We start from the raw sequence: 23,529 nt of genomic DNA, 5'->3' as shown, positions 1-23,529 counted from the left end.
GGTCAACGCACCGAATACCTGCCCCAGTAGCCGTGCTACCGTCATCGAAGCACCACCACCGCAACGACCGCGAGGGCTGCGAGCGTTGTCTGTGGGGCAGTCAACGGCCCGACCGCCGGCAGCGTCGGGAACCCGTCAGGTAGCAGGGCAGGCGGAGACTCTGGCCCGGTGTTCTCAGGCGGCGGGTCACTGCTTCCGTCAGGCGGATCGCCGTCACTGATGGGTGGGTACGTGGGTTCGTCGTTCGGCTCATCACCGGAGTCGGGTACACGCTTCTCGTAGACGTGCATCGTTCCGTACGTCGTCGTCTGCTTTTTCCACGACGGGCCGCCAAGCAGCTGCACACCGAGTTCGTAGTCGCCCGGAATCAGGTCGAAGTTCTCCTGTAGCCTCTCCCACGGAACCCGATTCGAGATTGTAGCCGTCTGTCCGGCTTCAATCGTCTCAGTCTGACTCTGGACATGGGTTTCATCGAATGTCCAGATGACCGCTGCCTCTCGTTCCTTGAACGAGGTGTTCGTCACTTCGGCCTGTAGCTGGGGCTCATATTCCTGCCGTCGGTCGACGCGCGGATCGTCGGGACTGTACACAGCGAACGAGGTCGTTCCGACTGATTCCAGTACGAGCCCGCCGTCTGGAATACTGCCAGCGAACGTCACCATTCAGATCACCACCAGCAGCACGACGGCTAGAGCGAACCCCAGCATCACCTGCTGGGTCGTTCCGCCAAGTGCGTCTGCGATATCGGTAATCATCTCTGTCAGTCGGTCACCTGTCGTCGGCAGGGCCGGGTCCTGTGCATCAGAGTGAACGGTTACCTCCGCGGCCCGCTCTTCTGCAACCGTGTCATTCGGAACTTTCAGCACTTCCGCGGTGACGCTGTGTTCTCCACTACCCAGCGTCACTCGCTTGGTCACCGTCTTCGGGGCGCTATTGCCGTCAAGGCACTTCGTTTCTCGATGGACTTCTTGCCCGTCGACGTAGATGATGACCGGCGTCCGCCATCCAGTGTTGAACTGGAGTATCCCGCTCTGACACGTCCCATCCTGCGGGGCAATAATCGAACTCTCGTTTCCGACTGTGACCGTCACGGTGAACGACTCGTCTGGGCGGGCCTCGCTCGGTACGTCTATACTGTCGATATACGGCTCTGATTGGTCGATATTCAGGTTCACCATTATCCTAACATCCCTCCGAAGTCTGCCCCGGTCCCAGCGTACAGACCCTTGATCTCGACCGGGTCGAGAACGATCTCAGCGCTGTCATCAAGCGGGCCGATAGGCTCCTGTAGTGGGTTCCCATCAGCATCGATAGCCGGTGAGAACCATGTGTACTGAACTCCGTTAGGACCACCGTCCCGGCGCGCTACGCCCATAAACTGGCTGTACGTCGTAGCAAGACACGGGAGGTCACCCTGTGCGCTACCGTCGATAGCGGCCGCTGTCGGGAACACACCAGCCGACATTACCCATTCAACTTCGGGTAGTGGATTCCCGTCCGGGTCCACCACCGAAACTCTCACCGGCCGAAACGCTGCGGGAATAAGTACCCCGCTCCGGTCGGTGCTGGTGGCGTGGTCCCGAGAACGAGTGACCCGTGGCCGGTCGAGGGAGACGGTGACCGTATCTGCTCGGTCACCGGGCCGACGTGGACGGGGCCGTATCGTGTCGGTCGTCGCACCAGCTGCGACGGTCGCCGCCCGTTGCGGAGCTGGACGCTCTGTGCTCAGTGTTTCCCCGTCAGCAGCGGCTCCCGTCCTCGCCGGGATTGGGCGCGTCTGGCTTCCTGCGGTTGTCCCGGCCGGTACTTCAGTGTACGTCGCCATCGGATTACCTCATCCCGATACCGACCTGCGCGACGTTGTGGGCCTTCAGGAGCTTGTACAGGTTGTTCGCACCGCTGTCCTGTATCGTGTCCTCGTGGCTTGCGTCCTGACCGCTTTCCTCCCGAATCCACAGGTCATGGGTCCCGATGATTGCATCGTTGTTGCGGTTGTTCCGATACTGCGAACTGGCAACGACATTGTCGGTCGTGGTGTAGTTCGCGTAGTTGTTGTCGGGATTCACCATCCCGCGGCCGTGGTGTGTGCTTCCCGACTGCGTGCCGCTCATCGCCGGGAGGAAGTTCGTCCACTGCCTCTTTCGTCTGTTATCGTAGTCACCGTCGAAGCACTGTGCGTGCCACAAGATTGCGTAGTTACTTTCGCGGTTGGCCGCCGAGTCGAAGTCCCACGTCTTCGAGAGTTCGGCCATTCCGATGGCGAGATCTTCGTCGTTACCGTCGCCCTCGTTCCGTTCCGCATAGAATACCCATCCAGACTCTGTATAGTCCAGATAGTAACTCACAGAGTGGGACATAGACATCCGCTCGCCACCATGGTCGTCGGGAGCGTACGCCATCGGAGTGTCGTATCCATCATCTCCGGTTTTCGCTTCGATATCGTTGGCGTAGCGGTCGGCCCATGTCGAATTTCCAGCGTCCCATGAGGGGCCGGATTCCATGATGATACCACTACTATATCTGTTATCTCGGATTTTGAGACGATGGTTCTCGCCATTCGGCGTCTCCAGCACGAACCACTCACCAGCAGTGAGCGGAGTCGCACCGCCGTTGGCCGATGTGTCGATGATACTCCAGCCACTGATACTGTCGATGTTGTCGCGGAGTGCCGCGAGCGCTTCGCCCCAGGTAACTGCGTTTGGTCCTGTAAACGTCATTTTACTTGAGTGCCAGCACGTTCAGGGAGGTACTGGCGTCTCCCTCGGTCATCTTCCGATACCACAGCTTTGAGGCACCCAGTCCGCCCGGCGGGGACAGAGAGAACGGCGCGTCCGACGGGGTCAGGGGGATGAACCGGTCAGCCTTATTTGTCGACTTGAACGCGACAACTATCGGGGAGTCAAATCCGTAGACGACGACGGTATCCGCGGCGAAGTCCCACGAAACCGTCTCTTCGTCGGTATCGTCAACCGGAACGCCGGGTTCGCTGTAGTACACCGCTTCCGAGTCGCCCGAAACGTTCTGGTCGATGTCGTCGCCCCGCATCTCCATCAGCAGGGCCGCCAGCAGCGCGTTCGTTTCGTCTTCGAAAGCCTCGTACAGCACGTTCCTCGGTGCGCCGGGGAAGTACTGTTCAAGCAGATCGTCTATCGGTGTATCTGTCCCGATGAGTCCATACCCGCTCATATCGACTGCCCCCGAATCAGTGCCAGAACAGTCGCAGCCTGCACCAGCGAAGTCAACAGCGACGAGAACGGCGCTATCAGGTCGGCCACTATCCGGGCCTTCTCCGCAAGCCCTGCAAGCACGTTCCCGCCGCTGTCACACGGGCAGCCAGTATCGGTACTGCTGCTATCTGGGTCGTCAGTGTCGTGTAGAATCACCATGTGTTGGAACGGTGGCCCGTTAGGCCACCATGGTCTGGGTCACCTTTCGCCGGAGTTCAGCAGCCTCCTCATCCGGTCGAAGGGGCCGCTGATTCACCGGGATACTCACCTCGACGTTCTCCGCGTCGGCTGCCTCGACAGCCGTGGCGAACTCTGTGTCGAAGAACAGCAGGTCCATGTTGAACTTCGGCGGGAGGACACCGCGCATCCCGCTGTTGCGTCCGTCCCATGTGATCTGGCGGTCCGTCTCCGGCGAATCCGGGTTCGAGAACGCCCATGTGATACTGTCTTCGCTCTGAAGTTCCTGCGAGACGTTGCCCTTCCCACTGTTGCGCTTCTGTATCTTCGTCAGCCCGTGGCGCATCACCGCGTAGAAGGCGACTGAGACATCGCCGTTTCCGGTCGTCTCTTTCAGCTCTGCCGACGCAACGAAATCGCCGTCAGTCCCGAACGTGCCAGTGTACTGCGTGTCTGTGCTGTCAGTAATGAGCGTATCCGGGTCACCGTCACCGTCGCTGTCGAAGTAGCCGACGAGCGAGGCGTCGGTCGTGTACTCGCCGGCAGTCACGTCGTCCATGTAGTCGACGATCGGGGCCTCGGGAGTGAGGTCGACCGTAGTAGTGTCACCCCCTGCTGCCGTCGCTGTCTGTTTGCCGACGAGTGCTACCACCAGCGGCATCCCGACTGGAACCTTCCAGACCTGTGTGCTCGGGACCTTCGTCGTGGCGACGATTCCCTCTGAACCGGGCTGATAGCTCTTGAAATCGAACATCTCAGAACCGAGGTAGACCGTCTTCCCCGGCCGTGCGTTGGCTCCGCTCATGGTCTACCGGTTGTCCACCTGCATGGGGTAGTTGAAGAACAGCGTTGCCGGGTCGACCACGTCGGGGCCGTTCACCAGAAGCGCCAGCTCGTCAGCGTCTTCCAGCGTCAGCCGCCCATTCGGAACTCGGTCACGGAGGAACCGAACCCGGCGGCGTTGTGCGTTCTCGCCGGACTGCTGGTCCTTCAGCGACAGTGTGTTGAACGGTGAGACGGCGAACTCGCTGATGACCGTCCACGAATCCAGCGGGTCGTTCGGTTCCCGATAGCCGAAGCCGATCTTCGTCGAGCGCGAGACGTTGCCGCCGTCCTTGGCTTCAACGTCGAGAATCGCTGGCGATCCCTGTGCGATAGAGATAGCGATTCCCTCCGGCACGTCCCACGTCGTGATCGGCGTCGGCGTACCCGCGACGTTCTCGGAGACTGTCGCGTACTGGAGTTCCGTGCTGAGTGTTTCGTCGGTCATCAGTTGGCCCTCCGTGCAGCGTCGAAGCTCTGGACACCGAGCATAGCGAAGCCGATTCCGATACCGATAGCGAGCATCCCGAGCGAGCCCCGAAGCGGGCCGACCCATGCTGCCGCAATGAGCCCGAGCCCGATGAGCGAGAAGGCCCCACCGGTGACCATCGATGCAGAGCCGAGGTCGCCCTCAAACACTGCATTCGATACGTCCACCAGTCGATCCTCGATGTTGATACCTCCTGCCGACATCAGAACGGGAAGCCCTGCCGCCGCGCTGGCACCGATAGCAGCGTTCCGTTCAGAGACTTGTAGTGCCATAATTCAGATGATGAAGTAGCCCGCGATGATTGCAGCCCCGAACCCGCCCACAGCAGCCATCCCGATGGGCGTTTTCAGGAACTCGACGATACCATTGGACCCGGAGCTACTGGGTGACCCACCCGACTCCGAGTTTCCGCTTGTGCTGGTCGAAACCATGCGACCAGTAGTTGCCGCGAGGGATGATTCAGTATTTGTTTGTTGACAACACCGATAGCGGATGGCCGCGAGAAGTCTGTACGCGCTATTTTACGCTATCGTAGGTGCGCCGGAATCTCAACCGGCCCTCTGATAGTCGATGATGCTCCAGCCACATCTTTGTACGTGAGGAACTGGTACGCGTTCGGGTCCATCTCGGTCACCCGGTGCTTGTCGGGGATACTCACCTTGCTGAATTTGCTGTCCTCGTGGTCACCGTAGGCGAAAATCAGGTAGTTGTCCGTCTGTGTCCAGATCTGATCGTGGACTTCTTTCGCCTTGTGAGCGGCGAGTACCAACCCACAGTTAGCGTGGGTGACGTGCCACTTCACGAGGTGCTGAAGGACTTCGGGAATATGATGTGCGGACATCCAGTTGTGTGCCTCATCGAGATAGAGGTAACACCGCTTGAGCTGGCCGAACGCTCGAAGGTACTCGTCGAGGACATCCTCGGTGAACGGATTTTCTCGAATTACCTGCTGAGTGTTGCCGCGCATCCAGTGGTCGAGCACGTCACCGGGATTATCGGGAAACACCGCACCCGGTGGCCCATGCTCGGCGTTCGGATCGATACAGATGTAGCGCTCTGTCTGGGTCAGCAGGTGCTCGAATAGCACTGACTTCCCCGAGTTCTTCTGGCCGAGGATGACCGAGATTTCGCTCAGGTCAATATCCATCGCTTGCTATTGCCCCTCGCTGCCGCTGTACTCGCCGGGTTCCGGTACGTCGACGTCAAGCTCATCGTACAGCCCGCGCCGAGTGAGTACGTCGTCAAGCGTAGCGATAGCGTAGGCTGTCGCCTCCGGCCTCGCAAGCGCGTACTGCGAGAAGAGATGGATGAATGTCTCAGGACCGAACTGGTCCTCCGCGCGTTGTGGGTCGAGGCCGAACATCGGAGCGAACCCCTGTAGCTTCGCCTCGATCTGGTCGACTGTTTCCTCATTGTCGACGAGGGCGGACCATCCCAGTCCGCGAAGGTCTTCCTCCACCTCGTAGAGTGTCCGGGCCGTTGCACCGCTGTCGTCGGCAACTTGTTTGAGTCGCTGCGTTCGTTCTTCGGGCGATTCGTCTGCCTGACTCGCTACTAACGCGAGCTGCTGAATGATTTCCTGCATGATTACCAGGTACTGCTGTCTTCAAAATCGAATTCGCTTTCTGCGCTGTTCTCGCTCTGTTCTGCTCTGTGTTCGGCGCGAGTGTCGCGGCGATCTCGGCGGCCGTCCTGACCGCGTACCGCTGTCACGTCGTCGTTGAATTCAGGAGCGTCTTCGCTCTGTTTCCGGTCAGTCTCAACCGGGTCAGTATCTCGATGGCGACGATAGCGCATCGCTCGGCCCCCAGCGGTTCCCAGCATCGATAGAGCGAACATCGCTGTCGGGCTGACATCGACATCGTGCTCGTCGCACATGGCGATGAACAGCTCTGCGTTGGCCGCTTTCTCCTGTTCAGACAGTTCCCAGCCCTCCCAGTCAGTCATCGTCGCGGTCATCGAGAAGGGCATTCCAATGAGGTGCTTCACGACCGTCTCATCAACTACCATGCCGCTGGCCTGCTGGGTTCCCGCTGGTGAGTGGTCACCGCCGGAGTCGGGTTGTCCCTCGGCACTGTCGCCGCTCTCTCCTGACTCTTCCCCGAAGGCATCAGCGAACGTCTCACGGACTTCCTCGCGGCGCTGTCGTTCTCCCTCGCTATCTGCTTCCGCTACGATTTCGTCTGTTGAACGGTCGCTATTGCCGCGTATCCGGTCCAACAGGCCACCGCTATCCTCGCTGTTCTCGCTACTGTCGTTTTGCTCCTGCTGTTCTGGTTTCTCAGCGTGTTCGCTATTCTCGCTCTGATTCGCTGGTGACGCCGACTCACTCGGTTCGAGGTCGTCTGGTGACAGCCCGTCTAAGTCGACACCGCTGGGTGGTTCTACTGCTGTTCCTTCGTCGTCTGGCGCTCCTTCAGGGGATAGCTTCTCTTTCCCCTCGTGACCGACGGAGATAGCGTCTGTCTGTGTCTCTGTGCTCGCGCTCGTACTCTCTGAGTTTGTCACTGTCTGGGTTCCTCCCTCCGGTTCGCTATCGTTGCCACTGTCGACGTTCTCGCTCTCACTGAGTGCGAGTGTATCTGTGAGAAAATTCTCTAATTCTGCCTCCTCTACACCGACAATTCGCCCGTACCCGTGTTCCCCGGCGAGACGCTGTTTCTCGCTGTACGGTAGCGCCTCTAATTCCGCTACTGTAGAAGGGTCCGCGGGTTGGGAGCTGTCTGTTTCCTCGCTGGCGGCCATGCGGCCGGCGATAGTGGCACTACTACCAAGGGTTCTCGCTTGTTGTCAACAGCAGAGAATAGAGAAACAGGTTACTTTGACTGGCGTTCAATCTGAGACAACTTGTCACGAACCGCATCTCGGATCAAATCGGATCGGCTGTGATATCCGGCCGCTACGTAGCTCTCGTCTATGTTTTCGACCATTGACTCGGGCATCGATACACCGGTTGTATTTCGAGTCATAGTCTTTGATGGGGCGATATACAAAATAAAACCTGTTGCTTAGTTAATAATTAACTAAGCAAGACGGAAATCACGCATCGGCAGTTTGGTTCTGAGTTCCACCCTTACGTGAGAACGGTCGGACGTGGACAGCGGTGTAGTCGCTTGGTGGTATCCCGTTCTGAAGATGGACATACCCGCGCTTCTCAAGCCGGGCAAGAAGGCGCTGTGCGTCTTGTTGGTCGATACTATCGACAGCCTGAGCAAGTGCACGCTTCGCGCTTTCTCCTCGGACAATGCCGTTATCAGTGCGCTTCTCGCAGAGCGTCCGGTAGGCAATGGCAAGTTCTCGATTGTCCGGGTCAGCATATGGTTCAAGCCCGCCATCAGTCTCCGGCTCCGAAACGCGCTGACGAACGTATTCCTCTAGATCGGCGCTCATGTTGTCGACCTGTTCCTTGTACTGTTCTTTCAGCGTGGTCGACAGACGGAAGGTGATTTTGTCACTCCCATCTTCTTCGTGAAGTTGGCTTCCACCAGTCATGTCTGACTAGCCACCTCCCCGTAAGACGGGGCCGAATCCCCATACGGCGGCGTGACGGACGCCGATGTTGGTACGTGTAGGACAGCCCCCCATGGGGTCGCCAGAAGGTCACGCGCTAGGGCGGGCGTGCGCGCCTGTGTCATCGGCGGCCCTCCATCTCGTCACGGGCAGAGCGGAGTAGGTTCCCGATGGTTCCGGGCGAGCGACCGGAGAGTCGGGCGTACTCCCGAACCCCGAGGCTTCCGAGGTCACAGGTCAGGTAAGCGTCGAGTTCGGCAGGAGTGAGTTGGTTGAAAGCGGTCGGTTCGTCGTCGAGGCGGAGCCATGCTGGTGGTGATGGGTACTCGCGGCCGGTGTCGAGATGTGCGACGACGATCTGCCCGCGGACCCACTGCCACCACAGCGAAGCGACGTGGGCACACCAGCCGCCGTGGTACTGGTAGCCGGCGCAGTCGCAGTCTGCGACGAGTGTGCGGCCCTGTAGCGCCCACAGCACGCGGTGAGTGCTGTCGCCGTCGCTCAGGTAGACGACACGCTCGGCGTCGTTGATAGCGCCGCCTCGGTCGTTCTCGGACTGTGCGCGCTTCCACGCCGTCGACAGCGTCCAGTCGTCGGGCATCGACAACGTCGACGGGCCACCAACAGACTGAGGCAGGTCGTCGCTCGCTTGCCAGCTCCGGCTGGCACGGCTCATGGACGACACACCCCCTTGTCTAGCGCCGGACACGGCTGTCGTGGTGATTCGATGTAGCCGCCGCAGTAGTCGCAGATGGACAGCTCGTGAGCCCGCTGAATACTCACAGCGACCACCCCGTAGAGCGGCCGCTAACTGTTAGGAAACCCGGGAAAAAGGGTTTGTATGGTATGGGCCGGCGCGAATTCGAATCGCGGTTACGGCCACCCGAAGGCCGAAGGATACCAGGCTACCCCACCGGCCCGTGCGATAGCAATCGGATAGAAGACAGGGGCAGTTTTAACGGTTGCGAAACAGCGAGAAGCGGAGCGGTTTCACCGGCGGCCCGCAAGCGGGAGGTATGGACCGCCACGACGAACGCATTCCGACGGAGACGTTCGCCACCTGTCTCGACAACATGCCCCAGCCCTGTGTCGACCTCGTCGTCGAGTACGAGGACGGAATCGTACTCACACGACGTCAGAACGAGCCAGCCAAAGGCGAGTGGTTCTGGCCGGGGAGTCGCCTCTACAAGGGGGAGCGACTGGACGACGCGGCGGCGCGCATCGCCCGAGAGGAGCTTGGCCTCACATCGGTTGCGACGGAACAGCTCGGTGTCAGCGAACACTTCTGGGACGTTTCTTCAGTTGATGGCGTCGACTCCCGACACACGGTACCAATTGTGTATCGAGCCGTCCCCGACAACGGGGCCGAAATAGCACTCGACGACCAGCACGACTCGTATCGCATCGTCACAGAGGTTCCGGCAGACGCGAACCAGTACGTCACGGAATACTTCGAGCAGTTCGATATCACCCAGTAGCGGGTGAACAGTGCTGTTTTGAGGACGAATACGTGTTTCATGAGTAGTCAGGCTGTACGAGACTAGCAGGCAACTGAACAGAAGATTGATTACGCATCGCAGTTACTCACTAACTGAGTAACTATGACCATCCTCATCACTGGCGGCGACGGCTACGTCGGGTGGCCGGCCGCACTGCGAATCGCGGACCGAACGGACGACCGAGTGCTGCTTGTCGACAACTTCGCCCGAAGAGAGTGGGTCGAGGACGTCGGCGCGACGAGCGCGACACCGGTCGCCAGTATCGACGAACGCCTCGACGCGGCTCGCGAGGTCCACGGGCTGACGAACCTCTCCTTCGTCGAGGGCGACCTCGCCGAGAAGTCCTTCGTCGATGAACTGCTGGCGGTCCACGAACCAGAAGTCGTGGTCCACACCGCCGCGCAGCCGTCCGCGCCGTACTCCCAGATCAACGGCGAGCGGGCGAACTACACCCAGCACAACAACCTTCAGGCGACGCGGAACCTCCTGTGGGGCCTCGAAGAACACGACCTCACGGACACCCATTTCGTCGAGACGACGACGACGGGCGTCTACGGCGCGCCGGAGTTCCCGATTCCGGAGGGCGGTGCGGCGATGGAGAACCAAGGTGAGCGCGACGACGTGCCGTTCCCCAACATGGGCGGGAGCTGGTACCACGCGACCAAGGGCTTCGACGCACAGAACATGCGCCTGGCCCACACGCAGTTCGACATCCCGATTTCGGACGTTCGGACGGCCATCGTCTACGGGACAGAGACCGAGGAGACCCGCGAGGGCGACCGGCTCAAGACCCGCTTCGACTTCGATTACTACTTCGGCACGGTCACGCACCGCTTCTGTGCGCAGGCCGTCGCGGGCTACCCCGTCACCGTCTACGGCAAGGGCGAACAGCGCAAGCCGTTCATCTCGCTGGAGGACGCCGTCGAAGGGCTGGCTGAAGTGGCGCTGACCGACCCTGACGAACGTCCTGACGGACTGACGGTGTACAATCAGGTCACGCGCGCCATCAGCATCGTCGAAATCGCCGAGACGATTGCCGACGTGGGCGGCGAGTACGACCTCGACGTCGACGTCGAGCACTTCGAGAACCCCCGCGACGAGGACGAGACCCACAAGATGGAGATCGAGAACGACCGCTACGACGACCTCATCGGCGGCCAGTCCCAGTCCTTCGAGGACGGCGTCGGCGACATCTTCGAGACGCTGACGCGGTACGCCGACACCATCGAAGCCCACGAGGACCGGTTCCTGCCGGGCGTCCTGAGCGAGGACTGACGATGGACGTGCTGGTCACCGGGGCCTGTGGCTACATCGGCAGCGCGCTGATTCCACTGCTCCGAGAGGACGCCCGCGTCGACGACATCGTCGTCTTCGACGACCTCTCCTCGGGGTCGCCGCGGGCGCTGCTGGGGACGCTCGGCGACGGCCTCGCGTTCCGCCGTGGCGATGTCCGCGAGTACGGCGACGTGGAGAGCGCCATGCGCGGCGTCGACCGCGTCATCCACCTCGCGGCTATCACTGGCGCGTCGAGTACCCACGAGCGCCGCGAGGAGACGTTCGCCATCAACTACGACGGCACTGAGAACGTCCTGACCGCGGCGGGCAAGCTCGGCGTCGACCACGTCGTCTTTGCCTCCTCGTGTAACGTCTACGGCCGCGCGACCAGCACCGACATTGACGAGACAGTCGACCCGGACCCAATCAATCCCTATGCGGAGACGAAACTCCAGTCCGAGACGCTACTGCAGGAGTACTGCGACGAGTTCGATATGACTGGCACCGCCCTGCGAATGGCTACCAACTTCGGCCACTCGCCGGGCATCCGGTTCAACCTCGTCGTGAACTACTTCGTGTTCCGCGCGCTCACCGACCGCCCGCTCACTGTCTACGGCGACGGCTCGAACTGGCGGCCGTTCATCCACGTTCAGGACGCTGCCCGCGCCTACGCGGAGGCGGTGTGCGATCCCAAGTCCTGGGACGAACCGGTGTACAACGTCGGGTCGATGGAATCGAATTACCAGATTTCGGAGATTGCAGACATCGTCGCGGACGAGGTCGCTCCAGTCGACGTGACCTATCTCGAAGACGAGCATCCCGGCCCGTCGTATCACGTCAACTTCGACCGACTGAGTCAGACTGGCTTCGAACCATCGTGGACGCTCCGCGAGGGCGTTCGCGACCTCGCGGAGAAATTCACCACCAATGCCTGAGACAGAACCCACAGACACCACGTCCCACATCGCTGTCACCGGCGGTGCGGGCTACATCGGCAGCCGCGTCATCTACGAGCTACAGCAGGCCCACCCCGACTGGGAGATAACTGCCATCGACAACTTCTATCGCGGTACCGTGCGGTCAGTCGGCGATGTCGACATCGAACACGTCGACATCCGGAACCGAGACCGTCTGGAAGCGGCGCTAGACGGGGCCGACGTCGTGATGCACCTTGCGGCGGTGTCCGGCGTCGACGACTGCGAGGAGAAACAAGACCTAGCGTACGAAGTGAACGTACAGGGAACGGACAACGTCGCCTGGTTCTGCCGCAAGACAGGCGCAGCACTGATTTTCCCGTTCTCGATGGCCGTCATCGGCGACCCACAGGAATTCCCCATTACAGTCGACCACCCACGGGACCCGCTGAACTGGTACGGCCGAACGAAACTGCTCAACGAGCGCGATGTCGAGACGTACGCCGACGGCGCGTTCCCTGCCCACCAGTTCATGATATCGAACCTCTATGGGAGCCACAAGATAGACGGCCAGACCGTCTCGAAGGGGACCGTTATCAACTTCTTCGTGAACCGCGCGCTCGCTGGCGAGACGCTGACCGTCTACGAGCCCGGAACGCAGTCCCGGAACTTCATTCACGTCAAGGACGTGGCCCGGGCCTACGTCGATAGCTGCGAACGGCTACTGGAGCAACTGGACCGCGGCGAGACCGGCGTCGAAAAATACGAGATCGCAAGCGACGAGGACCCGGGCGTCCATACCGTCGCCAACCTCGTCAGGGATATCGCCGCCGATATCGCCGACATCGATGCCGACGTGGAACTGGTCGAGAACCCGCGTGGCGACGACGAGACGCTCGTCGATTCGTTCCCGGTCGACACCGGCCGAACGACGGACGTACTGGGCTGGACGCCGGAACACGACGTAGAATCGGCGATTCGAGCGGCGCTAGAGTCGGCAAACACGTAGACGACGAGTCCCGATGGATTTATTCGCCAGACCGGAAAGAGAAGATACATGAGCGATACGCCCGGGGCGGGAGCGGTACTCGATGACCGGCCCGAGCTACGAGACACGACAGCGGCGGTTCTGGCCGTCGACGACGAACAGGACGGCTGGACGTTTGACGACATTCCCATCGATTCGGGCCAGTTCGGTGAACTCGTCTCCGCGGGCATCGTCGAGAAAGACGGTGACGAGTACCGCGTCGCTGATCCCGACGCTGTGCGGGCCGCGCTCAGCGGCGACTCCGAGGTCGGTAGCGACAGCGAGAGCGGGACGGCTCTCGGTGACGCGCTACGGTTTGATTTCGACGCGCGAGCAACTGGCCTGCTCGTCGCTGCTCTAGCGGTCGTGTTTGTCGCCCGAACGTACGTCATCGGGTCGATCTACCGCGGCGACGACATCGTCCTGTCGAGTAACGATCCGTATTACTACAGATATCACGTCGAGCAGGTCGCGGCCAACGCCGGCGGCGCGGCCGATTTCGGAGCGCTCTCCGTGATTCCGGATGTAGTAACTAACGGGGAGCCACTCACGGTCGCGACGCTCTGGTGGGTCGCCAGCCTCTTCGGCGGGAGCAAAGCAGTTATTGGCCACGTTCTCGCTTGGTATCCGGTCGTGTCGGCACTCGTCACGGGCGTCCTGCTCTATCTACTCGCGGTTCGGGTGTCCGGCGATCGGCGTGTCGGTCTCGCATCGGTCCTCTTCCTGGCATTTATTCCCGGCCACGCCTTTCGGACGAGCCTGGGTTTCGCAGATCACCACGCCTTCGACTATCCCTGGCTGGGACTCACCGCGCTTGCACTCGTGGTCGCGCTAACGACGGCCACGAGCCGAACGTCGCTTCGTCGACCACAGCCGTGGATCGCCGCGGTCGGTATCGGTGTCGGGATTGCCGGACAGGTACTTGCGTGGGAAGCCGGGCCGCTGCTTGTCCTGCCGGTCTGTCTGGTGGTGCTTGGACAGACACTGCTGGATGGCTCAAACGACCGGTCGGCACTGGTCAGGAACGCGCCGGTCCTTGCCGGCGTTAGCCTCGGCGCGATACTCGCCTGGAGTGTTCATACTGTCACCGGCTGGCAGACTGCGCTCGTCGCTAGCACGCCAGCACTGCTGACGCTGGGCACTGTTGTCGTCATCGCGACAGCAGAAGCGGCCAGACGATTCGGTGGCACTGCCAGACAACTGGCTGTGGTCGATGTCGGACTTGGCGTCGTCAGCCTCCTCGTCTTTCGTTTCGGCTTCACAGAACAGTGGGGCACGTTCGACAGGCGGCTCGATACGCTGTTTCGGTCCGACGCGATCGCCGAGACGTACGGACTGTTCAGCGCAGACGCCTTCGGCTTCCTGTTCCTGCTCGGCCTGACGCTGTTCCTGGCACTCCCGGCGATGGTGTGGGGCATCGACCTCGCTCGGAACGACCGAAGCGGCTGGCTCGTCGCCAGTAGCTACGCCTGGGTGCTGTTCGCTCTCGCCGTGATTCAGGTCCGTTTCGTCGGCGAACTGGCCCCGTTTCTCGCACTGTTCGCCGGCCTCGCGTTCGTCTGGGCCGCCTCGTGGGTCGATCTCGCCCGACCGGTGCTGACGACTGGCGACAGCGACCTACGGGACGTACTCGTTCCCGACACCCGGGCAGTTGCGTCGCTGGTCGTACTGTTCCTGTTGTTCGGGGCCCTCGGAATGGTGCAGGTGCCGGTGAAGACGAGTCAGGTGCTCGTCGAGGACGGGACATACGACGCGGCGACTGCAATCGAGGCAGACGCCGCCGATCGCGGGCTCGAATACCCCGAAAACTACGTCCTCAGCCGCTGGGGACAGAACCGCGTGTACAACTACTTCGTCAACGGTGAGTCACGGAGCTACGGCTACGCCCGCCAGACGTACGGGCCGTTTGTCGCAGCAACGGACCCTGATGAGGCCCACAATCGGATTTCCGGTCGAGTCGGATACGTCGTAACGACAGAGATGGAACTGGAGGAACCGAGCACGATGTACACTCGGTTACACCAGCACTTCGGAAGCCAGAACGGAGATGTGGACGGACTGGCCCGCTACCGGCCGCTCTTCACGAGCGAAGACGGGAGCCACAAGGCGTTCGCGGTCGTTCCCGGTGGAGAGATCCGGGGGACTGCAGCCCCGAATTCGACCGTCTCGGTCGCAACGACAGTCGCCGTCTCAGACAGGGAGGTCGACTACGAGCGCCGGACGTCGGCCGACCGAAACGGTGCGTTCACTGTTACCGTCGCAAACCCCGGGACGTACACCGTGACGACCGATAGCGGAAGTGAAACGACCGTCGAAGTCACAGAACAGACAGTGTACGACGGCGGCAACGTCACTGTCGAGTGATTTTCCGAGACAGACACGCTGTGGTTCTGAAGCGAAACGACCATTGTACCCACCGAAAGAACAGAGAGTGTGCGCGTCTGGGTTCGTGCCGTCATCGTACTTGTGCTGTGTCTGATACTCGGTGGACTGTTCGTCCACGCGGCAGTTACAGAAGAGCAGCGGTCCCCGTATCCAGATGCTGTGGACCTTTCGACCGGGTACGAGTCGTACGTCGGACAGCACCTCATGGTGTTTGGAACAGTGACAGAGACCGGCGATGGCGGAATGGCAATCAGGGCCGAAAGCGACGGGACGGCAATAACGCTCAGGGTCACTGGGACGGAAGCGGCCGTCGAACCCGGTGGCGTCGTTCAGGTGTACGGAACGCTTGAATCGAATCAGACGATAGCGGCCGAGCGCGTCGAAGTCGTCAACAGCAGTCGGTGGGCGGAGTTCTACAAGTACGGTGCCTCGGCTGTCGGCGCGCTCGGATTCCTGCTCCTGTTCTTCCGGTATTGGCGAATTGACCGAGATACGTGGACACTGGAGGCCCGCGATGGCTGACCTGCTGACTCACCTGCTCGTACCATACATCCTTTTGACGGTCGCGAGTTGGCGCATCGACTGGCTCGATCAGCGCTGGGTCATCGTTGGGATGGGCGGTGCGGCGATTCCCGATCTGGTGAAAGTCGGGATCGTGGTGGACGGGAGCACTGTCGAAGCGTTTCTGGGCATGCCGTTCACTTATGCGCCCCTCTCCACACTCGGCGGAGTCCTGCTACTGGCCGGTGTCATCACCGTCGCATTCGAGAGACGCCACTGGCGGCGCGTGTTCGGACTCGTGACGTTCGGCGGCCTCACGTCGCTGCTGCTCGATGGGATGCGAGTGTACGCCGACGGGCGAGCGAGCGCCTGGCTGTATCCGTTCACGAACTGGCGGCCGCCGACGCCGAGCCTGTACGTGTCTTCGGACCCGACCGTGCTCGTTGTGGCGCTACTCGCTGCCGGCACGGTAGCCGTCATCGACAGGCAAATACAGGCAGGTAACTGACTGCGCTACCAGGTCAATCCTTCGTAGGTGATGCCGTCGCGCCGCTCGATGATGCGTCGACCGTCAACGACGACGGAGTCTGCCATCTCGTCGAACGCAGCGTCGAGCGCTGCGAACTCGTCCCAGTCAGTGACGACAACAGCGCCTGACGCACCCGCGAGAGCGGTTGCGGCCGAGTCGGCGTACTCGATGTCGGGATAGCGTTCGCGCATATTCTCGGTGGCAACGGGGTCGTAGGCGACGATTTCCGCGCCACGTTCTTTGAGTCCCTCGATGACCGGAACCGCGCGCGTGTTCCGGATATCGTCCGTTCCGGGTTTGAACGCCAGGCCGAGAACGGCGATGCGTTTGCCGGACACGTCGACGTGGTCGTCAAGTAGGGAGAGGAGGCGCTTGGGCTGGTCGTCGTTCAGTTCTACGGCCGCAGAAAGAACAGCAGGGTCGTAGCCCTGCTCCCGTGCCGCGGCGATGATGGCGTCCGTGTCCTTCGGGAAGCAACTGCCGCCCCAGCCAACGCCGCTCCGGAGGAACTGGTCGCCGATGCGGTCGTCGAGTCCGATGGCATCGGCGACCTCGTAGGCGTCGACGCCGAACTCCTTGCAGATGTTCCCGATGTCGTTGATGAGGCTGACTTTCGTCGCCAGAAACGTGTTGTTGGCGTACTTTATCATCTCGGCCTCGGCGATACCGGTTTCGACGACCGGCACATCATCGTCAGCGGCCTCGCGAAGCGGTTCGTACAGTTCGTTGAGAAGCGCCGTCGCACGGTCGTCGTCCGTCCCGAAGACGAGTTTGTCGGGGTTCAGGAAATCCGCCACGGCCGTCCCCTCGCGCTGGAACTCGGGATTGGACGCGACGAGGAAGTCCGTCCCGCGTTCGAGACCGGCGTCGGCGATACGGGGGGCGAGCCGGTCCTCGGTCGTGTTTGGGACGACAGTCGACTTCGTGACGACGAGGTGTGGATCCGTTGCCGCGTTCTCGGCACCGGCCAGCGCCTCGCCGACGGATGCCGCACCGGCTTCCATGAACTGGAGGTCGATGCTCCCGTCGTCGTTCGAGGGCGTCGGGAGCGCCAGCATCGTCAGTTCAGTATCGAGGATCTCGTCGTAGTCGGTACTTGCCCGAAGTCGACCGCCGCCGTGTTCGGCGACGAGTTCGTCGAGGCCAGGTTCGTGTATCGGCGACCGGCCGTCGTTGACCGTGTCGACGATGTCCTCGTCGATGTCTATCGTTACCACTTCGTGTCCGAGATCCGCAAGACACGCCGCGACCGTCGTCCCGACGTATCCGCTCCCGACAATACTGACGTTCATCGGGCGGCAGTAGTCGAGGGGCGGATATTATAATTCGGATCTTATAATTCGACAAGAGTTTTATCGGACGGCCAACGAATTGAGATATATGAAAGCTGTCGTACTCGCCGCTGGTGAGGGGACCCGTCTCCGCCCGCTGACCGAAGACAAGCCGAAGGGAATGGTAGAGGTCGCGGGGAAACCGATTCTGACCCACTGCTTCGAGCAGTTGATCGAACTAGGCGCTGACGAACTGCTGGTAGTTGTCGGCTACAAGAAGCAGGCCATCATTAATCACTACGAGGACGAGTTCGAAGGCGTCCCGATCACCTACACCCACCAGCGCGAACAGAACGGCCTCGCACACGCGCTTCTGACCGTCGAGGAGCACGTCGACGACGACTTCATGCTGATGCTCGGCGACAACATCTTCGAAGCGAACCTCCGAGATGTCGTCAACCGGCAGGCGGAGGAACGTGCCGACGCCGCTTTCCTCGTTGAGGAAGTCCCATGGGATGAGGCCGGGCGGTACGGTGTCTGTGACACCAACAAGTACGGCGAGATCACCGAAGTCGTCGAGAAACCGGAGGACCCGCCGTCGAACCTAGTGATGACCGGGTTCTATACGTTCACGCCGGCCATCTTCCACGCCTGCCATCTGGTACAGCCCTCCAACCGCGGCGAGTACGAGATCAGTGACGCGATTGACCTCCTGTTGCACTCCGGGCGGACGATCGACGCGATCCGCATGGACGGCTGGCGGAACGATATCGGCTATCCAGCGGACCGCGACCAGGCCGAGAAACGGCTGCAGGGCGAGATTGACCCGGAAATGGCTGCCGAGAACATCGCTGCAAGCGAGTGAGAGGCCAACACAGGATAGCCTGGTCAGTAACCAGTGAGGACCACACAGTCACGTAGTTGGATCGACGCTGTGATAGCCGATACGACTGCGCTGGTACGTTCGTCGTGGGTGCGTCAGTACGCAAACAGCTCTCGTGCAATACTGTCTCTCAGTAGCACACCGTCTATTCAGGGCGGTTTGACTACAGTAGCTTCAGTATTTGAGTCCCGGGACGCAGGACTTATCCCGGAACTCGGCAATCACACTGATAATGGATAGTGGCTGGCGGTACCGGGTCGCAAGTGTAGCCGGCGTCGTCGTGCTGACAGCGGCCGCCGTCGCACTTGTTAACAACGCTACCATCCAGTCGATAGCGACAACCATCCCGGTGTTCAATCGGCTACCGACTGACCCCCCAACTGGGTCGGAGTTCACGTTTGAACTGTTGGTCACAATCGCAGTCGTCGTTAGTGTGTTCCTCCCACTGTACAAACCCCGCCCGCGAAGAATTCTCGACGCTATAGCACTGGCCCAGAAGCGGGTGCTCGTAGCAGTTCTTGTTCTGGCAACAATCGGCTACTTCGACTACACGTACCGATTGCCGCGCTTGACGGTCGTGTTAGTAACTCCCTTATTACTGGTCGCACTGCCCGCATGGTTCGTGTGGATTCGCAAGCGGCCGTCGTCAAACGGCGAACGAACCATCGTCGTTGGGGACGACCTCAAGGTGATAGAAGAAGTGGCAAGTGAAGTCGACGGGACGCTTCTGGGCTATCTCTGTCCAACGAGTGTCATTACGACAGTCGAACGGACCGAAGCCATCGCTGACGGCGGAACTAACACCAGTGGGTTGGAACGGCTAGGTGGCCTCTCGCGAATCGAGGACGTACTCGTCGAGTATGATATCGACACTGTTGTGCTAGCGTTTGAACATGCCGACCGGGCAGAGTTCTTCGGCGCTCTCGACGCCTGTTACGAGTACGGTGTCAACGCGAAAGTCCATCGCGACCATACAGACTCTGTGTTGACCGCCAGCGGTGGCGTCGGAACCCTGATCGACGTGGAGATCGAGCCATGGGACATACAGGACTATATTCTCAAGCGCGCGTTCGATATCGCGTTTGCATCGGCTGGGCTGGTCGCGCTATCGCCCGTGATTATTGGCATTATACTTGCGATAAAAGCAGAAGACGGTGGCTCAATACTGTACCAGCAAGACCGAACAGCAGTTTTCGGAGAAACCTTCTCCATCTACAAGTTCCGGTCGATGATCGAGAACGCCGAAGACGAGACCGGCGTGAAAATCAGTGACGAGGATGCGGGTGGGATCGATCCACGCGTGACATCGGTTGGCCGAGTGCTGCGACAGACGCACTTGGATGAGATCCCACAGCTCTGGTCGATACTACGGGGAGATATGAGCGTCGTCGGCCCACGGCCAGAACGGCCGGAACTGGACTCGGATATCCAGAGCGGTGTCGTTGACTGGCAGAAACGATGGTTCGTCAAGCCAGGCCTGACCGGGCCTGCCCAGGTTAATCATGTGACTGGAAAAGAGCCGAGCGAAAAGCTACGATACGACCTCGAATACGTGCGTGACCAGTCGTTTAGCTATGATATGAAGCTTGTTTCAAGGCAGGTCTGGAGCGTTCTTATTGACCTCGTGATGGCATACAGAAATCGGTGAGAACTGGCAGGCCATTGTACGACCCACTTGCTCCAGTATCGGCCGGAGTACACCGTTCGTAGTGAACTCACGTATCTCCGAAAAACGCTCCAGCAGAGGGTATCGCGGCACAAACCCTGGGAAGCATACGAGTTATACACTCTATGCACGGTGCTGTCACATCTTAAGTTGCGCGACCCTAGAGAAATTCTGCCCCCACCTCTGTAGCCTGCTCTGGAAAAGCGAGCCGCTCCGGTTCAACAACAGCTAAATTAGTGGCAACCCCGATCCGGTAGAGCTCTCAGAGAGCCGCAAATAGCCAGCTACGCGCTGCTCACTCGACTGTCACGCTTTTCGCCAGATTCCGCGGCTTGTCAATGTTCCGCCCCAGCAACGCAGCCGTGTGATACGACACCAGTTGCAGATGCGTGTTCGCCAGCACTGCAGCGGCTCGCGGATGGGTCTCCGGAATCTGGAGCACATGGTCGGCGTACCGTTCAACGTCGCTCTGTCCGTCCGTAATCGCGACCACCGGCGCGTCCCTTGCTTCGACCTCTTTGACGTTCCCGATCGTCTTGCGGGTGCGCTCGTCGTCACCAGTCACGATAGCGAACACGGGCGTGTTCTCGGTCACCAGCGCCAACGGGCCGTGTTTCAGCTCACCCGCAGCGAAGCCCTCGGCGTGCTTGTACGTAATCTCCTTCATTTTCAGCGCGCCTTCGAGCGCCACGGGATTCTGATACCCGCGGCCGATGAAGAAGTAGGCGTTGGCGTCTTGATACAACTCAGCGACCTCCTGAGCGGCAGATTCGTCGAGAACCTCCTGAACGTGGCCGGGGAGGTCGCGGAGCGCGCTGATGACCTGCCGGGCGTCGCCGGTTGTGGACGTTCCGAGCGCGAGCAGGTTCAGCGCGGCCAGTTGTGAGGCGAAAGTCTTGGTCGCGGCGACGCCGATCTCCGGCCCAGCACGGATGTACAGCGCGTGATCGCACTCGCGGGCCGCGGTAGAGCCGACGACGTTGGTCACGGCCAGCGTGCGCGCGCCACGGCGGCGGGCCGCCCGAAGTGCCGATAGCGTGTCCGCGGTCTCGCCGCTCTGTGTGACGCCGACGACGAGCGCGTCACCGATGGGTGGCGTGGCAGTGGCGTACTCGCTTGCGAGGAACGCCTGGGCGGGGATACCGGCTTCGCGGAACAGTTGCGCGCCGTGCAGGGCGGCGTGGTAGGAGGTCCCGCAGGCGACGAACTGGACGCCGGTCGGGGAGAGATCTCCGAGGTCGCCGATGTCGACCGTCCCGGCGAGTTCGTCGACGCGGCCGCGGAGACACTGCCGGAGCGCGCGCGGCTGTTCGTGAATCTCCTTGAGCATGAAGTGGTCGTAGCCGCTCTTGCCGGTCTCCTCGGGGTCCCACTGGATAGTGTCGATGTCTTTCTCGACGACATTGCCGTCGATGTCAGTCACAGTCCACCCATCACCGTTGAGTCGGGCGAACTCGCCGTCAGCGAGATAGACGACCTTGTCGGTGAAGTCCCGGAAGGCGGGTACGTCACTGGCCAGATACGTCGCATCGTCGTCAATGCCTAACACGAGCGGCGAGTCGTTCCGCGCGGCGAACACCGAGTCACAGCCGGCGATGACGACGGCGACGGCGTAGCTGCCTTCAAGTCGGCTGACCGTCTCTCTGACAGCGTCTTCGGGGTCGGCTCCGGCATCCAGCGCGTCCTCGATGAGATGGGGGACGACCTCCGTATCGGTGTCAGATGTGAAGGTGTGGCCGGCGCTCACGAGTTCGTCTCTCAGGGACTGGTAGTTCTCGATGATACCGTTGTGGACGACTGCGACCTCACCGGTGCAATCCTGATGGGGGTGGGCGTTCTCGTCGGTCGGCGGGCCGTGCGTGCTCCAGCGAGTGTGGCCAATGCCGACCGAGCCCGAGAGCGTCCGTTCCGACAGCGCGTCGCGCAAGTCGGCGATTTTGCCGGAGTGTTTGCACAGGTCGATGTGGCTGTTCGCCAGTGCGACGCCAGCGGAGTCGTACCCGCGGTACTCCAGTTTCGAAAGGCCGTGGACGAGCGTATCGAGCGTCTCGTCGCCGCGGCCGACACAGCCGATGATACCACACATCAGCGGACCACCTCCGCGCCCTCGCGGACGGTTCCATCGACTGTCACGCCAGTGGCGAGCCGAGCGTTGGGGCCCACGAGCGATCCGGAGACGAAGCTCACGTCCCCGAGCGCAACAGCACGGTCGGCAATAACGGCACCGAGCCGCTGGTCCTCGAACACTTCCGTGCCGACCTGGACATCGGCCGGGCCGCCGGGGACGACCGTATTGACGCCCAGGTTCACGTCCTGACCGGTGACAGTATCGATGAGGGTCGAACTCGGGTCGACACGCGTATCGGCGTCGAGGACGGTGTGCTGGATGACACTGTTGGCCCCGATAGTGGTGTTACGGCCAAGCGCGACGTTCGGACCGATGACAGCGTCCGGTCCGACCTCGCAGTCCGGGCCAATGACGACCGGCGACTGGAGGGTCGCCTCGTCGTGAACGCGTGCGGAGTTGTCGACCCATACCTGCTCGTCGCGGGCCGATTCGACGACCCGACCCCGCGCCAGTACCTCGCGCGCGACGGTCAACAGGTCCCACGGGTATGTCGCGTCGACCCACATGCCGTCGACCTCGACTGCCTGAATGCGGTCAGATTCGAGCAGGAGTTCGATAGTGTCGGTCAATGCCAGCTCGCCGGCGTGCCGCGTCGTTTCGTCGATAGCCTCGAAGATGTCGCCGTCGAAGGCGTACACGCCGCCGTTGATGAGCCTGAACTCGTCGTGTTGGGGCTTTTCGACGATGTCGACAATATCGCCGTCCTGTACCTCGACGGCACCGTACCGACTGGTGTCCTGTCGTTCGATGACAGCGATGCTTGTGTGCCCAGTCTCCGCGTAGGAGGTATCTACCGACTCGATAGTGGCCGCGTCGACGAGACGATCACCGTTCATCACCAGAACCGGGCCGTCGACGACGCTCCGCGCCTGGAGGAGCGCGTGCCCGCTACCGAGCTGTTTCGTCTGGCTCACGTAGGAAATAGGAGTGCCACGGTACGTCGGCCCGAAGTGGTCCTGAACGCGGTCGCGCTTGTAGCCGACGACGGCGACCAGCTTCTCGATGCCTGCCTCGACTAGTGCGTCGAAGACGTGTTCGAGGATCGGACGGTTCGCGGCCGGAAGCATTGGTTTTGGCCGGTTTCGCGTCAACGGCCGGAGGCGAGTCCCTTCACCCGCAGCGAGGACCACAGCCGTATCGATGTGCATACCTGTTGCAGACGGAGGAGGGGCTTCAATATGGCGGCCTTACCGAGATTGGTCGGCGTCTACTCGCCACGCATGTC

28 protein-coding genes and 1 tRNA gene are annotated in these 23,529 nt (G+C 61.1%); 9 read left to right on the top strand and 20 right to left on the bottom strand.

The annotated features are described in order from the left end of the window. Positions 1-41: 41 nt before the first annotated feature. The 17 genes from ACNO8S_RS01885 to ACNO8S_RS01805 form a co-directional block, all read right to left on the bottom strand. On the bottom strand, positions 42-662 hold the full coding sequence (locus tag ACNO8S_RS01885; RefSeq protein WP_420182390.1) for a hypothetical protein: 621 nt from the start codon (positions 660-662) through the stop codon (positions 42-44). Beyond that, the gene (locus ACNO8S_RS01880; RefSeq protein WP_420182389.1) at positions 663-1,178 is read right to left on the bottom strand and encodes a hypothetical protein; all 516 of its coding nucleotides are present in this window, start codon (positions 1,176-1,178) and stop codon (positions 663-665) included. Further along, positions 1,178-1,465: a hypothetical protein gene (locus ACNO8S_RS01875; RefSeq protein ID WP_101349220.1), complete on the bottom strand. Its 288-nt coding sequence runs from the start codon at positions 1,463-1,465 to the stop codon at positions 1,178-1,180. The genes ACNO8S_RS01880 and ACNO8S_RS01875 overlap by 1 nt, the downstream gene beginning before the upstream one ends. A 364-nt stretch (positions 1,466-1,829) precedes the next feature. Continuing rightward, entirely contained in the window at positions 1,830-2,717 is an 888-nt protein-coding gene (locus ACNO8S_RS01870) for a hypothetical protein (protein WP_420182388.1), read from the bottom strand. Between the two features lies 1 nt (position 2,718). Next, positions 2,719-3,186 (bottom strand): hypothetical protein, encoded by a 468-nt coding sequence (locus ACNO8S_RS01865; protein WP_336357625.1) that lies wholly within the window; start codon positions 3,184-3,186, stop codon positions 2,719-2,721. After that, positions 3,183-3,386 (bottom strand): hypothetical protein, encoded by a 204-nt coding sequence (locus ACNO8S_RS01860; RefSeq protein ID WP_064287524.1) that lies wholly within the window; start codon positions 3,384-3,386, stop codon positions 3,183-3,185. The genes ACNO8S_RS01865 and ACNO8S_RS01860 overlap by 4 nt, the downstream gene beginning before the upstream one ends. 19 nt (positions 3,387-3,405) lie before the next feature. After that, entirely contained in the window at positions 3,406-4,209 is an 804-nt protein-coding gene (locus ACNO8S_RS01855; RefSeq protein ID WP_058992721.1) for a hypothetical protein, read from the bottom strand. A 3-nt stretch (positions 4,210-4,212) separates the two neighbouring features. Continuing rightward, a complete protein-coding gene (locus tag ACNO8S_RS01850; protein WP_058992723.1) occupies positions 4,213-4,674 on the bottom strand; it encodes a hypothetical protein in 462 nt (153 codons plus the stop codon). Further along, positions 4,674-4,988 (bottom strand): hypothetical protein, encoded by a 315-nt coding sequence (locus ACNO8S_RS01845; protein ID WP_058992725.1) that lies wholly within the window; start codon positions 4,986-4,988, stop codon positions 4,674-4,676. The genes ACNO8S_RS01850 and ACNO8S_RS01845 overlap by 1 nt, the downstream gene beginning before the upstream one ends. Before the next feature lie 3 nt (positions 4,989-4,991). Beyond that, a complete protein-coding gene (locus ACNO8S_RS01840; RefSeq protein ID WP_154021006.1) occupies positions 4,992-5,147 on the bottom strand; it encodes a hypothetical protein in 156 nt (51 codons plus the stop codon). Positions 5,148-5,242: 95 nt separating this feature from the next. Beyond that, complete coding sequence (locus tag ACNO8S_RS01835; RefSeq protein ID WP_058992728.1) at positions 5,243-5,863, bottom strand: hypothetical protein; 621 nt, start codon at positions 5,861-5,863, stop codon at positions 5,243-5,245. 6 nt (positions 5,864-5,869) lie between these two features. Beyond that, positions 5,870-6,301 (bottom strand): hypothetical protein, encoded by a 432-nt coding sequence (locus ACNO8S_RS01830; RefSeq protein WP_058992730.1) that lies wholly within the window; start codon positions 6,299-6,301, stop codon positions 5,870-5,872. A gap of 2 nt (positions 6,302-6,303) precedes the next feature. Beyond that, entirely contained in the window at positions 6,304-7,461 is a 1,158-nt protein-coding gene (locus tag ACNO8S_RS01825; RefSeq protein WP_420182387.1) for a hypothetical protein, read from the bottom strand. A 71-nt stretch (positions 7,462-7,532) separates the two neighbouring features. Further along, on the bottom strand, positions 7,533-7,646 hold the full coding sequence (locus tag ACNO8S_RS01820) for a ribbon-helix-helix domain-containing protein (RefSeq protein ID WP_420182779.1): 114 nt from the start codon (positions 7,644-7,646) through the stop codon (positions 7,533-7,535). Between the two features lie 109 nt (positions 7,647-7,755). After that, a complete protein-coding gene (locus tag ACNO8S_RS01815) occupies positions 7,756-8,208 on the bottom strand; it encodes a hypothetical protein (RefSeq protein WP_058992735.1) in 453 nt (150 codons plus the stop codon). Between the two features lie 139 nt (positions 8,209-8,347). Next, the gene (locus ACNO8S_RS01810; protein ID WP_004964360.1) at positions 8,348-8,902 is read right to left on the bottom strand and encodes an SWIM zinc finger family protein; all 555 of its coding nucleotides are present in this window, start codon (positions 8,900-8,902) and stop codon (positions 8,348-8,350) included. 171 nt (positions 8,903-9,073) lie between these two features. Continuing rightward, positions 9,074-9,146 (bottom strand) — tRNA-Pro (locus ACNO8S_RS01805). Between the two features lie 96 nt (positions 9,147-9,242). On the opposite strand from ACNO8S_RS01805, the gene ACNO8S_RS01800 reads away from it, so the two are divergent. The 7 genes from ACNO8S_RS01800 to ACNO8S_RS01770 all read left to right on the top strand — a co-directional run bounded on the left by ACNO8S_RS01800 (position 9,243) and on the right by ACNO8S_RS01770 (position 16,335). Further along, a complete protein-coding gene (locus ACNO8S_RS01800; protein ID WP_420182386.1) occupies positions 9,243-9,704 on the top strand; it encodes a GDP-mannose mannosyl hydrolase in 462 nt (153 codons plus the stop codon). A gap of 123 nt (positions 9,705-9,827) precedes the next feature. Then, on the top strand, positions 9,828-11,000 hold the full coding sequence (locus ACNO8S_RS01795; protein ID WP_420182385.1) for an NAD-dependent epimerase/dehydratase family protein: 1,173 nt from the start codon (positions 9,828-9,830) through the stop codon (positions 10,998-11,000). A gap of 2 nt (positions 11,001-11,002) precedes the next feature. Continuing rightward, complete coding sequence (locus tag ACNO8S_RS01790) at positions 11,003-11,935, top strand: NAD-dependent epimerase/dehydratase family protein (protein ID WP_420182384.1); 933 nt, start codon at positions 11,003-11,005, stop codon at positions 11,933-11,935. Next, positions 11,928-12,923 carry an NAD-dependent epimerase/dehydratase family protein gene (locus ACNO8S_RS01785; RefSeq protein ID WP_420182383.1) on the top strand — a complete coding sequence of 332 codons (996 nt, stop codon included), beginning with the start codon at positions 11,928-11,930 and terminating at the stop codon, positions 12,921-12,923. The genes ACNO8S_RS01790 and ACNO8S_RS01785 overlap by 8 nt, the downstream gene beginning before the upstream one ends. 48 nt (positions 12,924-12,971) lie before the next feature. After that, positions 12,972-15,305, top strand: a complete 2,334-nt coding sequence (locus tag ACNO8S_RS01780; protein WP_420182382.1) for an STT3 domain-containing protein — start codon at positions 12,972-12,974, stop codon at positions 15,303-15,305. Positions 15,306-15,374: 69 nt separating this feature from the next. Continuing rightward, the gene (locus tag ACNO8S_RS01775; protein WP_420182381.1) at positions 15,375-15,848 is read left to right on the top strand and encodes a hypothetical protein; all 474 of its coding nucleotides are present in this window, start codon (positions 15,375-15,377) and stop codon (positions 15,846-15,848) included. Continuing rightward, positions 15,841-16,335: a hypothetical protein gene (locus ACNO8S_RS01770; RefSeq protein WP_420182380.1), complete on the top strand. Its 495-nt coding sequence runs from the start codon at positions 15,841-15,843 to the stop codon at positions 16,333-16,335. Before ACNO8S_RS01775 ends, ACNO8S_RS01770 begins: the two co-directional genes overlap by 8 nt. Before the next feature lie 5 nt (positions 16,336-16,340). On the opposite strand, the gene aglM is transcribed toward ACNO8S_RS01770, so the two are convergent. After that, positions 16,341-17,648, bottom strand: coding sequence for a UDP-glucose 6-dehydrogenase AglM (gene aglM, locus ACNO8S_RS01765; RefSeq protein ID WP_064287517.1), 1,308 nt, complete (start codon positions 17,646-17,648; stop codon positions 16,341-16,343). A gap of 88 nt (positions 17,649-17,736) precedes the next feature. Between aglM and aglF the strand changes: the two genes are divergently transcribed. Beyond that, positions 17,737-18,492, top strand: a complete 756-nt coding sequence (gene aglF / locus ACNO8S_RS01760; protein ID WP_014039467.1) for a UTP--glucose-1-phosphate uridylyltransferase AglF — start codon at positions 17,737-17,739, stop codon at positions 18,490-18,492. Between the two features lie 250 nt (positions 18,493-18,742). After that, positions 18,743-20,158 (top strand): sugar transferase, encoded by a 1,416-nt coding sequence (locus ACNO8S_RS01755; RefSeq protein ID WP_014039466.1) that lies wholly within the window; start codon positions 18,743-18,745, stop codon positions 20,156-20,158. Between the two features lie 313 nt (positions 20,159-20,471). Here ACNO8S_RS01755 and glmS read toward each other — a convergent pair whose 3' ends face one another. Together glmS and glmU are read right to left on the bottom strand one after the other, a co-directional pair. Continuing rightward, the gene (glmS, locus tag ACNO8S_RS01750) at positions 20,472-22,262 is read right to left on the bottom strand and encodes a glutamine--fructose-6-phosphate transaminase (isomerizing) (protein ID WP_014039465.1); all 1,791 of its coding nucleotides are present in this window, start codon (positions 22,260-22,262) and stop codon (positions 20,472-20,474) included. Further along, positions 22,262-23,452 carry a bifunctional sugar-1-phosphate nucleotidylyltransferase/acetyltransferase gene (glmU, locus tag ACNO8S_RS01745; protein WP_050037523.1) on the bottom strand — a complete coding sequence of 397 codons (1,191 nt, stop codon included), beginning with the start codon at positions 23,450-23,452 and terminating at the stop codon, positions 22,262-22,264. The genes glmS and glmU overlap by 1 nt, the downstream gene beginning before the upstream one ends. Between the last annotated feature and the right edge of the window lie 77 nt (positions 23,453-23,529).

Origin of the sequence: Haloarcula sp. KBTZ06, from assembly GCF_048595605.1 — an archaeon.
Classification (GTDB): Archaea; Halobacteriota; Halobacteria; order Halobacteriales; family Haloarculaceae; genus Haloarcula; species Haloarcula hispanica.
This window is presented reverse-complemented; position numbering and strand designations above follow the sequence as displayed.

Bases quoted from the DNA above. Each gene is read 5' to 3' on its own strand.
- ACNO8S_RS01795 (WP_420182385.1), top strand. From the start codon at position 9,828: ATGACCATCCTCATCACTGGCGGCGACGGCTACGTCGGGTGGCCGGCC.
- ACNO8S_RS01850 (WP_058992723.1), bottom strand. From the start codon at position 4,674: ATGACCGACGAAACACTCAGCACGGAACTCCAGTACGCGACAGTCTCC.
- ACNO8S_RS01860 (WP_064287524.1), bottom strand. From the start codon at position 3,386: ATGGTGATTCTACACGACACTGACGACCCAGATAGCAGCAGTACCGAT.
- ACNO8S_RS01815 (WP_058992735.1), bottom strand. From the start codon at position 8,208: ATGACTGGTGGAAGCCAACTTCACGAAGAAGATGGGAGTGACAAAATC.
- ACNO8S_RS01870 (WP_420182388.1), bottom strand. From the start codon at position 2,717: ATGACGTTTACAGGACCAAACGCAGTTACCTGGGGCGAAGCGCTCGCG.
- aglM (WP_064287517.1), bottom strand. From the start codon at position 17,648: ATGAACGTCAGTATTGTCGGGAGCGGATACGTCGGGACGACGGTCGCG.
- ACNO8S_RS01810 (WP_004964360.1), bottom strand. From the start codon at position 8,902: ATGAGCCGTGCCAGCCGGAGCTGGCAAGCGAGCGACGACCTGCCTCAG.
- ACNO8S_RS01875 (WP_101349220.1), bottom strand. From the start codon at position 1,465: ATGTCGGCTGGTGTGTTCCCGACAGCGGCCGCTATCGACGGTAGCGCA.
- glmS (WP_014039465.1), bottom strand. From the start codon at position 22,262: ATGTGTGGTATCATCGGCTGTGTCGGCCGCGGCGACGAGACGCTCGAT.
- ACNO8S_RS01770 (WP_420182380.1), top strand. From the start codon at position 15,841: ATGGCTGACCTGCTGACTCACCTGCTCGTACCATACATCCTTTTGACG.
- ACNO8S_RS01835 (WP_058992728.1), bottom strand. From the start codon at position 5,863: ATGGATATTGACCTGAGCGAAATCTCGGTCATCCTCGGCCAGAAGAAC.
- aglF (WP_014039467.1), top strand. From the start codon at position 17,737: ATGAAAGCTGTCGTACTCGCCGCTGGTGAGGGGACCCGTCTCCGCCCG.
- ACNO8S_RS01840 (WP_154021006.1), bottom strand. From the start codon at position 5,147: ATGGTTTCGACCAGCACAAGCGGAAACTCGGAGTCGGGTGGGTCACCC.
- ACNO8S_RS01800 (WP_420182386.1), top strand. From the start codon at position 9,243: ATGGACCGCCACGACGAACGCATTCCGACGGAGACGTTCGCCACCTGT.
- glmU (WP_050037523.1), bottom strand. From the start codon at position 23,452: ATGCACATCGATACGGCTGTGGTCCTCGCTGCGGGTGAAGGGACTCGC.
- ACNO8S_RS01825 (WP_420182387.1), bottom strand. From the start codon at position 7,461: ATGGCCGCCAGCGAGGAAACAGACAGCTCCCAACCCGCGGACCCTTCT.
- ACNO8S_RS01755 (WP_014039466.1), top strand. From the start codon at position 18,743: ATGGATAGTGGCTGGCGGTACCGGGTCGCAAGTGTAGCCGGCGTCGTC.
- ACNO8S_RS01885 (WP_420182390.1), bottom strand. From the start codon at position 662: ATGGTGACGTTCGCTGGCAGTATTCCAGACGGCGGGCTCGTACTGGAA.
- ACNO8S_RS01820 (WP_420182779.1), bottom strand. From the start codon at position 7,646: ATGGTCGAAAACATAGACGAGAGCTACGTAGCGGCCGGATATCACAGC.
- ACNO8S_RS01880 (WP_420182389.1), bottom strand. From the start codon at position 1,178: ATGGTGAACCTGAATATCGACCAATCAGAGCCGTATATCGACAGTATA.
- ACNO8S_RS01780 (WP_420182382.1), top strand. From the start codon at position 12,972: ATGAGCGATACGCCCGGGGCGGGAGCGGTACTCGATGACCGGCCCGAG.
- ACNO8S_RS01790 (WP_420182384.1), top strand. From the start codon at position 11,003: ATGGACGTGCTGGTCACCGGGGCCTGTGGCTACATCGGCAGCGCGCTG.
- ACNO8S_RS01845 (WP_058992725.1), bottom strand. From the start codon at position 4,988: ATGGCACTACAAGTCTCTGAACGGAACGCTGCTATCGGTGCCAGCGCG.
- ACNO8S_RS01830 (WP_058992730.1), bottom strand. From the start codon at position 6,301: ATGCAGGAAATCATTCAGCAGCTCGCGTTAGTAGCGAGTCAGGCAGAC.
- ACNO8S_RS01785 (WP_420182383.1), top strand. From the start codon at position 11,928: ATGCCTGAGACAGAACCCACAGACACCACGTCCCACATCGCTGTCACC.
- ACNO8S_RS01865 (WP_336357625.1), bottom strand. From the start codon at position 3,186: ATGAGCGGGTATGGACTCATCGGGACAGATACACCGATAGACGATCTG.
- ACNO8S_RS01855 (WP_058992721.1), bottom strand. From the start codon at position 4,209: ATGAGCGGAGCCAACGCACGGCCGGGGAAGACGGTCTACCTCGGTTCT.